The following is an 11,629-nucleotide window of genomic DNA, read 5'->3' on the forward strand; positions in this document are numbered from 1 at the left end:
CGAACAGGTTCCAGATGGTGGTCGAGTCGGGCGCCGAGAGGTCGCGGATCCAGCCGAAGAAGGGCTGGTGCCGCATCTCGATGGTCACGAACAGCATCTTGTAGACGGCGTAGAAGACCGGGATCTGGAGCAGCAGCGGCAGGCAGCCGGCCAGAGGATTGATCTTCTCCTTCTGGTACAGGGCCATCAGCTCCTGCTGCTGCTTCTGCGGCTCGTCGGGGTGCTTCTTCTTGATCTCCTCCATCTTGGGCTGGAGGTTGCGCATCTTCGACATGCTCTCGTAGCTCTTGTTGGCGAGCGGGAAGAAGACCACCTTCACCGCCACGGTCAGCAGCAGGATGGCGATGCCGAAGTTGCCGACGTGGCCGTGGATGAACTCCAGGAACTGGAACAGCGGCCGGGTGAAGAACCAGAACATGCCCCAGTCGACGGCCTGGTCGAAGCGCGGCACGCCGAGATTGGTCTCATAGGCCTTCAGGACCGGGACGGTCTTAGCGCCGGCGAAGAAGCGCGAGGTCTCGGTGACCTGGCGGCCGGGAGCGATGATCTTGGCGCCGCCCACGAAATTGGCCTCGAAGACGTCGACGCCGCCGCTCCTGGTGATGCGGAACTGGCTCTGGACGGCCTCGGCCTGGGCCGGGATCAGGGCCGCCAGCCAGTACTTGTCGGTGATGCCGGCCCAGCCGCCGGTGGTGGGGAATTGGCCGCCGCCGTCCTTCGACCACTTCTTGAACTTGATCAGCCGCAGCTCGTCGCCCAGCCAGCCTACGGCGCCCTCGTGGACGATGGAGTTCTTGCCGATATCGTCGGGCACGCCCTGGCGCTGCACCGAGCCGTAGGGGGCCAGCGTCACCGGCGCGGCGCCGGTATTGGCCACGGTGTCGGCCACGGTGAACATGAAGCGGTCGTCGACGGAGATCACCCGGGTGAAGGTCAGGCCCGCGCCGTTGGTGGTGGACAAGGTGATCGGGGCGCCGGGCGCGAGGGTCGCGCCGCCTGTCTGGGTCCAGACGGTGTCGGCGGTGGGCAGGCCCGCCACATTGGCGCCGGCCCAGCCGAACTCGGCGAATTGAGCGTGCTGGGCGCCTTCGGGACGCAGCAGCTCCACCGGAGGGGAGTCCTTGGCCACCGTCTCGCGGTACTGCTTCAGATAGAGGTCGTCCAGGCGGGCGCCGCGCAGGGAGATGGAGCCCGACAGGGCCGGGGTCTCGACGCGCACCCGGGGGCTGGCGGCGGCGGCCACCTTGCGGGAGACCAGGGCTTCGGCGGCGGTGGGCGGAGCCTTGGTGAGGTTCTGGGCCTGGACCTGGGCGCTGGCGGCCGGCGGGTTGCGGGCCAGTTCAGCCTCGCGGGCCCGGGTGCGGGGGCCCATGACCAGGAACTGGTAGGCCAGCAGCAGCGCCATCGCCGAGACCACGAAGATGATCGTGTTGCGGTTTGAGTTGTCTTGCATGAGGGGCGCGCGCTCAAACGGAAGGGGGAGGAGCGCGATCGGGCGCGCGGGTGTCGCTATCGGCGCCGAGGCTTATCAGCGCGCTTTTCACATCGTCAAGCAAACGCGCCCAGGGGCGCGTCGGCGCGCCGCCCCGGGCGATGAAGACATAGTCGTGGCCGGGCTTGCCCAGGACCGGGACCAGGGTCCGCGCGGCCTCGCGCAGCCGGCGCTTGGCGCGGTTGCGAACCACCGCCCCGCCGACCTTGCGGGTGGCGGTGAAGCCGATCCGGACCAGGGGGCGATCGTCGCCCCGATGGCGGGCCTGCAGCACCACGGCGCCGCGGGCGCACGAAGGTGCCTTGGCCGCGGCCAGGAAATCAGGCCGGATCTTCAGATGTTCGATGGGAAAGACGGGGTCCGTCATGCGGACGCCCCAAGACCCTGGTATTAGGCGGTCAGGCGCTTACGGCCCTTGGCGCGACGACGGGCGATCACCTTCTGGCCGTTCTTGGTGGCCATACGCGAACGCCAGCCGTGCCGGCGTGCGCGCACGAGACGGGAGGGCTGGAAAGTGCGTTTCACGGGACTGGCTCCGGGTCGAAATCGAGCGGCGGGGAATAAGGGGTGGGGCAGGGGATGTCAACCGTTAGCGGTCAAAGGTTTAGGATCGATCACGTCGTGATCCGCGCGTTGGACCGTGATGGGCTGGCGGCCAAGGTCGCGGCCCTGTCCGGGCGGCCGCTGCTGGCGGGCTATCGCGCGGGAGGCCCGCAGGGCTCGGTGGGGGTGCGGTTCGCCAACGGGCCCTTCCTCGACATCTTCGGGGAGAGCGCCACGCCGCCCGCCCTGATCCTGCAGGGGCCGCTGGCGGACCTGGAGGTCGTGGCCGGGGCGCGGGGCTGGGCCATTCGCACCCACCGGCGCGAAGAGATCGCCGATCCGGCCCAGGACCAGCCCTGGTCGATACTGCTGTTCCGGCGCGACCAGGGCCTGCTGACCCAGATCTCGGCCATCGAATATGCCGACGACCCGGCTCCCTGGGCCCTGCCGGACTTCTCAGGGCCGCTCTATCCCCCCAATCCGGCGCCCGACACCGGGACCCGGCTGCGGCGGGTCTGGATGGGGGCACAGGAGGTGGCGCGAGCGGCCGGCGACCTGGCGGCCCTGGGCTTCGTCGCCGCGGGGCCCGTCCATTCGGAATTCCCGCCGCACGAGGGCACCCTCTATCGCGGCCCGCGCGCTGATCTGGTGCTGTTTCCCGGCCCCGACGGAGTGGCGCGGCTGGACATCGACGGCCGCGAGCTTCAGCGGATCGCCCTGACGCCGGATCTCGCCCTGGTGGCGGGGGAGGGTTAGGGCCTGCGGCGCGGCAGCAGTTCGGGCCGGTACTCGAAGTGCATGGTGTCGAAATGCCGCCACCGGCCGCCCCAGATGAAGCCGTGGCGCTCGAAGACGGCGACGATTTCGGGAGGGATGCGATTGGCCCAGACCGCGTCCTCGCCGCCCTTCCAGAGCCAGTAGTCGGCCCAGACCGTGGAGATGTCGATGGCCGCGCCATAGGCGTGCATGCTGCGCCGGCTGGTCCCGGCCACCACCCGGCAATTGAAGGCGCCGGCGGTGGGCGCCAGGTACCGGGCCATCTCCGGCGGCAGCTTCTCCAGGTCCGTCACCACCGCCTCCAGGGCCCTGTCGACCCCGTTGACCGTGGTGACGTTGACGGTCCCGCCCTGGGCCGATTTCGGCATCCAGGCGACCTTGCGCATGTGGGCCTGGAAGGCGCGGGTCGAGCAGTCACCGTACATCTTCAGGAACAGGGGCTCGTAGCGCGCCCGGCCTGGATCGCCCTTGGGCGGGTTCCGCTGGGGCCCTCGCCGGTAGGGCTCGGCGAACATGTCGAGGATGTCGGCCTGGTCGAGGGCCTGTTCGGTGGTCTTGGTCGGCCCGCCCTGGGAGATCGGGAAGCGTGTCCCATCGGCCATAATGAGTTGGCCGTTCCGCACGCCCCAGACCTGGTCCGGATAGGCGCGGGCCAGGGCCGAGGGCCGGGGCGCCGGGGTGAGGCGCGCCGTGACGGTGGCGCAGCCGCCGAGCAGCACCATCAGCGCCAGGACCGCCCCCCAGCGGACTGTCACGCCAGAGTCAGGATCACGGGCCCGCGGGAGGTGGCCACCAGGGTGTGTTCGTACTGCACCGTGGGCTGGCCGCCGGCCGGCCGCAGGGTCCAGCCGTCCTCCAGCTCCTCGACCCAGTCGGCGCCGAGGGAGAGGAAGGGCTCGATGGTGAAGACCAGGCCCTCGGAGATGCGGCGCTGATCGTGCGGCTCGTACCAGGTGGGGATGTCGCCGGGCGCGTCGTGCAGGGAGCGGCCGACCCCGTGGGAGGCCAGGTTGCGCACCAGGCTGTAGCCGTTCTTCCGCGCGAAGCCCTCGATGGAGCGCCCGACCTCGTTGAGCCTGGCGCCGGGTTTCACCGACCGGATACCCGTCCACATGGCGCGGCGGCCGTCGCGGCACAGGCGCTCGATCCTCGGCGCGGTGGGGGGCACGGCGAAGCTGGCGCCGGTGTCGCCGAAGAAGCCGTCGATCTCGGCCGAGACGTCGATGTTCACCAGGTCGCCGGCCTTGATCACCGTGTCGTCGGGTATGCCGTGGGCGCAGGCCGGACCCACCGAGATGCAGGTGGCGCCGGGGAAGTCGTAGGTGACCTCAGGGGCCGAGCGGGCGCCCTCGCGCTCCAGCATGGCCCGGCCGAGCTGGTCCAGCTCGCGGGTGGTGACGCCGGGCTCCAGGGCCGCGCCCATGGCCGCCAGGGTGCGGGCCACGAGGTTTCCGGCCGCCCGCAGTTTGTCGAGTTCGTCTTCGCTGCCGATGGTCATGGGAGGAAGATGGCGCCGAATGGGCGCGGGCCCAAGGGGCCGTGACATTGCCGCGTTGTAAGTTGTGACGCGGGCGACGCCCGGCATAGTTCGCCCGTCCTGAGGGGGAACTTCCGATGCGCATCCTGTTGTCGATCCTGGCGGCCTTTGGCCTGGCGAGCGCCGCCGCCGCCCAGACCCCGGCGCCGGCGCCGGCGGATACCCGCGCCCTGCTGGCAGCCAACACTCGGCCCTTCACCTATGCGGACGGCAGGCTGGCCGGGCCGGGCGCCGACTTCCTGATGGGCCAGATGGCCAGGGCGCAGTTCGTGCTGCTGGGGGAGAGCCATCACGACCACGAGGTTCCGATCTTCGCCGGCGCCCTCTACGGCCGGCTGCGGCAGGACCTGGGCTTCCGTTACCTGGCGGTGGAGCAGGACCCGCTGGCGATCGCCGACCTCAACAGCCCCGCCTATCGGGGCGACCTGAAGAAGATCGCCGCCTTCTCCCGCAGCCATCCGACCCATCTCGGCTTCTCCTCGGACCAGGACCTGGGCTTCCTGGCCCAGGCCACCGCCTCCGCCCGCCCGGGCGACCCCTCGGTCTGGGGCCTGGAGCAGGCCCAGGGCTCGATCCGCTACCTGGAGGAGCTGGTTTCCCTGGCGCCCAACGCCGCGGTCCGGGCGACCGCTCAGGCCCTGCTGGACGACGCCCGCGCCAAGGAGAGCCGGACCAGCCCCGGCGGCTTCATCCACGACGATCCCACCACCCTGCCGCGGCTGACCGCCCTGAAGGCCGCTTTCGCCGCCAGGCCCGGCTCGCGGGCCGACGTCCTGCTGAACGGGATCGTTACCTCGGCGGAGATCTATTCGTACAATCGCCGCGCCATGGCCGGGGAGCGGGTGGGGCTCTACAACAACACCGAGCGCGAGGCCCTCTTCAAGCGCGCGTTCATGGACCACTACCGCCAGGTGGCCCGCGCCGGCGCCCCGCCCAAGGTGATGTTCAAGTTCGGCAGCTGGCACATGTATCGCGGCCGCAGCCCCGGCGGCGCCTTCACCATCGGCAATTTCGCCCACGAGCTGGCCATCTCCGACGGCCGCGAGGCCTACGGGATCAATGTCATTCCGGTGGGGGGCTACGAGGCCGACGTCACCGAGCAGGGCGAGTGGATGAAGGCCCTGTTCCCCGACGGACCGCCCAAACAGCCGGTGGTGATCGACCTGCGGCCCCTGCATCCCTGGTCGCGGGCCTTCGCGAACCAGGTTCCCGTCGACCAGCAGGCGGCCCTGCGCGACTTCATCTTCGCCCACGACGCCATCGTGGTGCTGCCGAACAGCTCGAAGGCCACCTGGGACCTGACAGGGTTCCCGGTTCCCTAACTCGAAAGGGCGATGTCCTTGATGAGCAGGAAGAGCGGCGTGTGGGTGTCGGGCACGCGATAGGCGCCCTTGGCGCCGGCGAGGTGAACCGCGACCGCGGTCAGTTCCCAGGCCAGCTGCATGGTGTTGGCGGCCTGCGCATGCTGTTCGACGAGCTCCAGGATCCCATGCTCCTCCCCATGGCGCCGGGTGGCCAGCGCGTCCTCGCAGACCCCGTCCGGCCAGTGGGGATTGGCCCAGGCCCACAGCCAGTCGCCGGCCTGGACCGAGACACTGCCCGCGATCTGGATCGTCGCCACCACCCTGGGCCCACTGGCGTCCGAAAAGGTCAGGGTCCCGGCCTCGAGGTCGTAGTCGTAGCGGGGCCAGTGGTTGAGCCTGAAGTCGCCATAGATGCGGGCGTTCTTCTCTTCCAGCTCCCTCCAGGCGGCCTGCCGAAGATCGGCGTAGTCCACGGGCGCCGCCACCCTCCTAGAGGTCCGGCCGGACGATGGTCTTGCCCACGACCTTGCGGTTGGCGAGGCTCTCGAAGGCGGCCCGCCAGTCGCTGAGCGGATATTCGTGGTCGACGCGGGGGTGGACCTTGCCTTCGTTGGCCAGCGCCCAGACGGCGGCGATGTTCTCGCGGCCCTTCTCGGGGAACTGGCGGCCGTATTCGCCGGCCCGCACGCCCATGACCGAGAAGCCCTTGATCAGGGCCATGTTCACCGGCAGCACCGGCAGGCGGCCGGAGGTGAAGCCGATGGAGAGGATGCGGCCGTTGAAGGCGATGCAGCGGACGCTCTCGTCGAAGACGTCGCCGCCCACGGGGTCGTAGATCACGTCGGCCCCGCGGCCGTCGGTGATCTCCTTGACCTTCTCGCGGAAGCCGCCGGTGACGTTGACCGTGGCGTCGGGGGCGTATTCGCGGGCCACGATGGCCAGCTTCTCGTCCGACGCCGAGGCCGCGATCACCCTGCAGCCCAGATGCTTGGCCAGGTCCACGGCGGCGAGACCCACCCCGCCGGCGGCGCCGTGGACCAGGACCCACTCGCCCGGCTCCACCTGGGCGCGGCGGACGAGGGAGACATAGGCGGTTAGGTAAGCCGTGGCGTAGCCGGCGGCCTGGCTGAAGGAGAGGTTGGCGGGCTTGGGCCGCAGGGCCGCAGCCGGGGTCACGGCATATTCCGAGAAGCCGCCGATGCGGGCGCCGCCGACGACGGCGTCGCCGATCTTCCACTGGGTGACGCCCTCCCCCAGGGCCTCCACCTCGCCGGAGATCTCCATGCCGGGGATGAAGGGCAGGGCGGGCTTGTGCTGGTACTCGCCGCGGGTCTGCAACAGGTCGGGGAAGTTGACGGCGGCGGCCTTCACGCGAATCCGCACCTCGCCCGGACCGGGGTCCGGCGTCGGGATCTCCTTGAGCACGCAGCCGCCATAGTCGGCGGCCAGGGCCTCGACCACCAGGGCGCGCATCAGTGGATGCGCCCTTCGAAGCCTTCGCGCACCAGGCCGGCGATCTCGCGGCAGGCGGTGTCGGCGCAGGGGACGGCCCCGGTTAAGGCGGTGAAGCCGTGGGCCAGGCTGTCATAGCAGCGATAGAGGGTGGGGACCCCGGCGTCCTTAAGCCGCTTGGCGTAGGCCTCGCCCTGGTCCACCAGGGGATCGAAGCCCGCGGTCACCACCACGGCGGGGGCCAGGCCCGACAGGTCGGGCGCGCGCACCGGCGACAGGCGCGGGTCGGCGGGGTCGTCCCCGGGGCCCATATAGTGGCCCATGAACCAGTCCATCATCGCCCGGCTGAGCGGGAAGGCCTCGGCATAGGTGGTCATCGAGGCGGTCTCGCTGGCGACGTCGGTGCAGGGATAGATCAGCAGCTGGAGGTCGGGCTGGGCCTCGCCGGCGCGCTTGAGCTCCTGGGCGACGATGGCGGCGAAGTTGCCGCCCATGGAATCGCCGCCGATGGCCGCGCGGCCGGCCGGCGCCCCGAAGCGGGCGGCGTTGTCGCGGCCCCAGCGGTAGGCCGCCAGCACGTCCTCCAGCCCGGCGGGGAAGCGGTGCTCCGGCGCCAGGCGGTATTCCACCGACAGCACCGGGCAGCGGGCGATCCTGGCCAGGATCCCGCAGAAGGTGTCGCAAGTCTCCAGATCGCCGATCACCCCGCCGCCGAAGTGGGCGAAGACCATCAAGGGCGCGGCGGGGTCCTGGTTCTCGGGGCGGTAGGCGCGGGCCGGAATGGACGCGGCGCCGTTGGGAATGCTGACGCTCTCGGTGCGCACCCCGGGCTCGGGCGGGCCGCCGAGGGCGGCGAGGCCTTGGGTGTTGGCCCGCCGGGCCTCCTCGGGGCTGAGGGTGGTCATGGCCGGGGCGCGAGCGGCGCCGGCGGCCAGGAACTGCAGGCGGGGGTCGAGGGTGCGGCCGCCGCGATAGACCACGCCGCCGCCCGACAGCAGCCGCAGGAGGGGAGCGGGCAGGGAAAGCAGGGTGCGGACCACGAACCGCTGGGCGGAGACGCTGGCCATCCTAGACCTGCGTCTTGGGCAACCCCTTCACGCCCCCCTCAATGAGGGCGACCACGAAGTCGGCGGCGGCCTTGGTGTCGATAGGGCGGCGGACGACCATCTTCTCGCCGACCTCGCGGGCGATGGCGATGCAGGCGGCGGCCAGATAGTCGGGATCGGCGCCGGGGGCGCCGCCGCGGGCGATCTCGTCGACGATGGCCTCGCGCACCTCGTTGAACACCGCGGTCATTTCCGGGGTCTCGCCGTGTACGTGGGGAATGGGTTCGTCGGCCGGACGGCGGGCCAGCCAGCTTTTGTGTTCGTCGGCCAGGAAGCTGAAATAGGTCTCGATGGCGGCGCGGACGAAGCTCGACCAGTCCGCCGACTGGGCCCGCTGAGCCTTCAGCAGCGGGGTAAAGCGCCGGGCGCCCTCGTCGGAGAGGGCGACATAGACCTCATCCTTGGAGCGGTAGTAATTGTAGAAGGTGCCGGCCGCGAGGCCCGTGCGCCGGATGATATCGCGCACCGTACAGGCCTCGTAACCCAACTCCCCGAACACCTCGCGCGCGGCGTCGAGAATGGCCTGGCGATTCTGGACCTTGGTCTGTTCGCGCTTGCCGACCGGTAGATAAGCGACCTGGGACATCTATTCCTGAAATCAAATCGTGACGGGCGTCATACTAGACACTCGAACCCCGCCTCGCCAACCGCCACGCGCAAGGCGCGATCAGGAGGGCTTGGCCGCGCCCCAGGTGAGGATGGCGGTGGAGCCGCCGGCCGCCTCCGGCAGGGCCTGGATGCGCATCGTGCGGTCGCCGTCCTGGGCCGAGAACACCTTCGATCCGGCCTGGTCCAGGTCCAGGCCCGGGGTGAGGCCGGCGGCCGCGGCGCCTGCGCGATAGCGGGCGACGATGACGTCCGGGGCGGCGGGGCTGGTGAAGCCCACCGCGCCGCCGATTTTGCCCGGCGTCGAATCGCCCTGGGTGCAGAGCGTGACCTTGGCGCCCGGATAGAGGGGCGCGTAGGCGGGCAGGCCGGGGCAGGGAATCGCGGCTGAGGCCTGTTTGGCCTCCTGAGCCGCCTTGGGGCCGCAGGCGGCCAGCGCCAGGAGGGCGGCGGCGGCGGCGATCAGTGGTTTCATGGCGGTCTCCGGCGGTGGCCGGACGCGAAGATGTCAGCCTGGGAAGACGCCCGCAACCGCGCTGGGGGCGTCGCATTTGGCGCGGCACTGACCCCAGGTCGGTCCGCAGTCCTCCGCCCCCTCGGTGGCCAGGCAGAAATAGTAGGACTGGGCGCAGGTCAGGCGGCACTGGCCGGCCTCGCCCCCCACCGGCGTCTCGGCCAGGGTGCGCAGCGGGATCGGGACCTGGGGGGCGAGGTCGACGGCGGGCGTTCCGGGACGCGGCGCCGACGCGCCGACCGGGGCCGGCGTGTCGGCCGACTGCGACCCGCGCAGGCTCGGGGCCGCCTGCGGCTGGGCGCCGGCCGGACCGGCCAGGACGAGGATCAGCGCGACGAGGGGGAGGGCTTTGCGCATGCCCCACCCTCGCAGCGCGATCTTAAGACCGCGTTAACCATGATCAGACCGTTCGGGCGGCCCGGTCCTTGGCGTTTGTGGCCTGGATGGCCTCGCGGGCGGCGGTCCACTGTTCGTCGGTCCAGGCCCGAAGGCCCGAGAAGTTGCCCCCCGAGGCCTGCCAGGCGGCGCCGTCGATGGCGATGGTCTGGCCGTTCACATAGGCCGACAGCGGATGCAGTAGATAGACCGCCAGATTGGCCAGCTCCCGCATCTCGCCCACCCGGCCCATGGGGTTGCCGGTGCGGCTGGCCTCGCCGTCGTCGCGCTGCTCGCCCGGATTGAGCCGGGCGCTCATCCCTTCGGTGGGGAAGGGGCCCGGCGCGATGTTGTTGAAGCGGATGCCGTAGGGGCCCCACTCCACCGCCAGGGATTGGCTCATGGTGGCCAGGCCCGCCTTGGACATGGCCGAGGGCACCGTGAAGGGGCCGCCGTTCCAGATCCAGGTGGTGAGGATGGAGACGACGGAGGCCTTCTTGCCCTCGGCGATCCAGCGCTTGCCGGCGTCCAGGGTGACGAAGAAGGAGCCGCGGAAGACGATGTTGGCGATGGCGTCGAAGCCGCGCGGGGACAGATCCTGCGTGCGGCTGATGAAGTTGCCGGCGGCGTTGTTGACCAGGCCCGTGAGCGCCCCGCCGTCGGCCCAGATCTGGTCCATCATGTCGGTGATGGCCTCGGGCACCCGGATGTCGCAGGCGATGCCCACCACCTTGCCGCCGTGGGCGGCCATCAGGTCCTTGGCGGCGGCCTCCACCACCCCGCCCCGGCGGCCGCAGATATAGACCTCGGCGCCCAGGATCAGGCAGGCCTCGGCCATCACCTTGCCCAGGCCCGTGCCGCCGCCGGTGATCAGGATCCGTTCGCCCTTCATCAGGCCGGGCCGGAACATCAGGTCGTCTTGGGTCAGCTCGGCCATGGCGGCGCTCCTCCTTGTGGTTGGAGGAAGTGCGCGCCGCTGACGTCGGGTCGGTCAAATGAAAAGGGGGACCGCCTTGCAGCGGTCCCCCTTCAGACGCCCCTTTGGAAGTCAGAAGCTCTTAGGTTCTGTTGACGAAATGTCTGACCCACAGCCGAGCGGCTGCGACGAGTATGAAGCCGATATAGCTGTCGGCGGTCTTGTCGTATCGGGTGGCCAGTCTTCGGCTGTGCTTGAGCTTTGAGAAGCAGCGCTCGACCAGATTTCGTAGGGCGTAGAGGTGGCCGTCGATGATGGGCTGGACCTTGCGGTTCCGCTTGGGCGGGATGACGGCGGCGATGCCGCGATTTTCCAGGTCGGCGAGGATGGCGTCGGCGTCGTAACCCTTGTCGCCGAGCAGGACCTTGGGCGCGGGGCCCGGCTCGGCCATGACCGGACCGTAGCCCTTGACGTCGGAGACCTCGCCGCCGGTCAGAACCACCGCGACCGGCAGGCCCAGGCCGTTGCTTCTCAGATGGATCTTGGTCGAGAAGCCACCTCGAGAGCGCCCAAGACCTTCGCCTTGAGGGCCAGCCGCTTTTTTTGGGCGCCGGCGGCATGCTGATGGGCGCGCACGACGGTCGAGTCGATCATCTGGACGCTGTCCTGACCGGCGCCGCTCTCATTGAGGGCGGCCAGCATCACGTCCCAGACCCCCGATAGCGTCCAACGCCGGAACTGCCGGTAGACCGAACTCCACTTGCCGAAGTGGTCGTGCAGATCGCGCCAGGGTGAGCCCGTCCGGGCGATCCAGAACACCCCGTCCAGCACCAGCCGGTGATCTCGCGGACGCCGACCCCGACGCGGACCGGTCTCGATCACGAACGGTGCGAAGAACCCCCACTCATCATCCGACATCAAGCCACGAACCAAAACCGCTCTCCTCAAAGAGCAGCCTTGAATCAGCGATCAGATGATTTGGGAATCTACTTCGTCAACAGGACCTA

At 70.1% G+C, this 11,629-nt stretch carries 14 protein-coding genes and 1 pseudogene; 2 read left to right on the forward strand and 13 right to left on the reverse strand.

The window, feature by feature from the left end; all coding sequences use genetic code 11:
• The 3 genes from yidC to rpmH form a co-directional block, all read right to left on the reverse strand.
• Positions 1-1,453 (reverse strand): membrane protein insertase YidC (gene yidC / locus Q7T09_RS01050; protein WP_304697112.1); only part of this gene is annotated, 1,453 nt, incomplete at its 3' end.
• A 13-nt stretch (positions 1,454-1,466) separates the two neighbouring features.
• Entirely contained in the window at positions 1,467-1,859 is a 393-nt protein-coding gene (rnpA, locus tag Q7T09_RS01055; RefSeq protein ID WP_304697113.1) for a ribonuclease P protein component, read from the reverse strand.
• Positions 1,860-1,882: 23 nt separating this feature from the next.
• Positions 1,883-2,017, reverse strand: a complete 135-nt coding sequence (rpmH, locus tag Q7T09_RS01060) for a 50S ribosomal protein L34 (RefSeq protein WP_215343146.1) — start codon at positions 2,015-2,017, stop codon at positions 1,883-1,885.
• Between the two features lie 96 nt (positions 2,018-2,113).
• Between rpmH and Q7T09_RS01065 the strand changes: the two genes are divergently transcribed.
• Positions 2,114-2,791 carry a hypothetical protein gene (locus Q7T09_RS01065; protein WP_304697114.1) on the forward strand — a complete coding sequence of 226 codons (678 nt, stop codon included), beginning with the start codon at positions 2,114-2,116 and terminating at the stop codon, positions 2,789-2,791.
• Here Q7T09_RS01065 and Q7T09_RS01070 read toward each other — a convergent pair.
• On the reverse strand, positions 2,788-3,567 hold the full coding sequence (locus tag Q7T09_RS01070) for a M15 family metallopeptidase (RefSeq protein WP_304697115.1): 780 nt from the start codon (positions 3,565-3,567) through the stop codon (positions 2,788-2,790). The two genes, Q7T09_RS01065 and Q7T09_RS01070, sit on opposite strands and share 4 nt — an antisense overlap.
• Entirely contained in the window at positions 3,564-4,310 is a 747-nt protein-coding gene (gene map / locus Q7T09_RS01075) for a type I methionyl aminopeptidase (protein ID WP_304697116.1), read from the reverse strand. Before map ends, Q7T09_RS01070 begins: the two co-directional genes overlap by 4 nt.
• A 116-nt stretch (positions 4,311-4,426) precedes the next feature.
• On the opposite strand from map, the gene Q7T09_RS01080 reads away from it, so the two are divergent.
• On the forward strand, positions 4,427-5,671 hold the full coding sequence (locus Q7T09_RS01080; RefSeq protein ID WP_304697117.1) for a hypothetical protein: 1,245 nt from the start codon (positions 4,427-4,429) through the stop codon (positions 5,669-5,671).
• Here Q7T09_RS01080 and Q7T09_RS01085 read toward each other — a convergent pair.
• From Q7T09_RS01085 to Q7T09_RS01120, 8 genes and pseudogenes are all read right to left on the reverse strand, one after another.
• Positions 5,668-6,126 carry a DUF6882 domain-containing protein gene (locus Q7T09_RS01085; RefSeq protein WP_304697118.1) on the reverse strand — a complete coding sequence of 153 codons (459 nt, stop codon included), beginning with the start codon at positions 6,124-6,126 and terminating at the stop codon, positions 5,668-5,670. The two genes, Q7T09_RS01080 and Q7T09_RS01085, sit on opposite strands and share 4 nt — an antisense overlap.
• A 16-nt stretch (positions 6,127-6,142) precedes the next feature.
• Positions 6,143-7,126, reverse strand: a complete 984-nt coding sequence (locus Q7T09_RS01090) for an NADPH:quinone oxidoreductase family protein (protein ID WP_304697119.1) — start codon at positions 7,124-7,126, stop codon at positions 6,143-6,145.
• Positions 7,126-8,172 (reverse strand): alpha/beta hydrolase, encoded by a 1,047-nt coding sequence (locus tag Q7T09_RS01095; protein ID WP_304697120.1) that lies wholly within the window; start codon positions 8,170-8,172, stop codon positions 7,126-7,128. The genes Q7T09_RS01090 and Q7T09_RS01095 overlap by 1 nt, the downstream gene beginning before the upstream one ends.
• 1 nt (position 8,173) lies before the next feature.
• Positions 8,174-8,797 carry a TetR/AcrR family transcriptional regulator gene (locus Q7T09_RS01100; protein WP_304697121.1) on the reverse strand — a complete coding sequence of 208 codons (624 nt, stop codon included), beginning with the start codon at positions 8,795-8,797 and terminating at the stop codon, positions 8,174-8,176.
• 81 nt (positions 8,798-8,878) lie between these two features.
• On the reverse strand, positions 8,879-9,292 hold the full coding sequence (locus Q7T09_RS01105) for a hypothetical protein (RefSeq protein WP_304697122.1): 414 nt from the start codon (positions 9,290-9,292) through the stop codon (positions 8,879-8,881).
• A gap of 33 nt (positions 9,293-9,325) precedes the next feature.
• Positions 9,326-9,688, reverse strand: coding sequence for a hypothetical protein (locus Q7T09_RS01110; protein ID WP_304697123.1), 363 nt, complete (start codon positions 9,686-9,688; stop codon positions 9,326-9,328).
• A gap of 43 nt (positions 9,689-9,731) precedes the next feature.
• Positions 9,732-10,643, reverse strand: a complete 912-nt coding sequence (locus Q7T09_RS01115; RefSeq protein WP_304697124.1) for an SDR family oxidoreductase — start codon at positions 10,641-10,643, stop codon at positions 9,732-9,734.
• A 121-nt stretch (positions 10,644-10,764) separates the two neighbouring features.
• A pseudogene (locus Q7T09_RS01120) lies at positions 10,765-11,540 on the reverse strand (IS5 family transposase).
• Between the last annotated feature and the right edge of the window lie 89 nt (positions 11,541-11,629).

The organism is Phenylobacterium sp., assembly GCF_030645195.1.
In the GTDB taxonomy this organism is placed as follows: Bacteria; Pseudomonadota; Alphaproteobacteria; order Caulobacterales; family Caulobacteraceae; genus Phenylobacterium.

What these genes read in the sequence shown, in the direction of transcription:
- rnpA (WP_304697113.1), bottom strand. Translation starts at nt 1,859, where the DNA reads ATGACGGACCCCGTCTTTCCCATCGAACATCTGAAGATCCGGCCTGAT.
- map (WP_304697116.1), bottom strand. Translation starts at nt 4,310, where the DNA reads ATGACCATCGGCAGCGAAGACGAACTCGACAAACTGCGGGCGGCCGGA.
- Q7T09_RS01080 (WP_304697117.1), top strand. Translation starts at nt 4,427, where the DNA reads ATGCGCATCCTGTTGTCGATCCTGGCGGCCTTTGGCCTGGCGAGCGCC.
- Q7T09_RS01090 (WP_304697119.1), bottom strand. Translation starts at nt 7,126, where the DNA reads ATGCGCGCCCTGGTGGTCGAGGCCCTGGCCGCCGACTATGGCGGCTGC.
- Q7T09_RS01095 (WP_304697120.1), bottom strand. Translation starts at nt 8,172, where the DNA reads ATGGCCAGCGTCTCCGCCCAGCGGTTCGTGGTCCGCACCCTGCTTTCC.
- Q7T09_RS01100 (WP_304697121.1), bottom strand. Translation starts at nt 8,797, where the DNA reads ATGTCCCAGGTCGCTTATCTACCGGTCGGCAAGCGCGAACAGACCAAG.
- Q7T09_RS01105 (WP_304697122.1), bottom strand. Translation starts at nt 9,292, where the DNA reads ATGAAACCACTGATCGCCGCCGCCGCCGCCCTCCTGGCGCTGGCCGCC.
- Q7T09_RS01110 (WP_304697123.1), bottom strand. Translation starts at nt 9,688, where the DNA reads ATGCGCAAAGCCCTCCCCCTCGTCGCGCTGATCCTCGTCCTGGCCGGT.
- Q7T09_RS01115 (WP_304697124.1), bottom strand. Translation starts at nt 10,643, where the DNA reads ATGGCCGAGCTGACCCAAGACGACCTGATGTTCCGGCCCGGCCTGATG.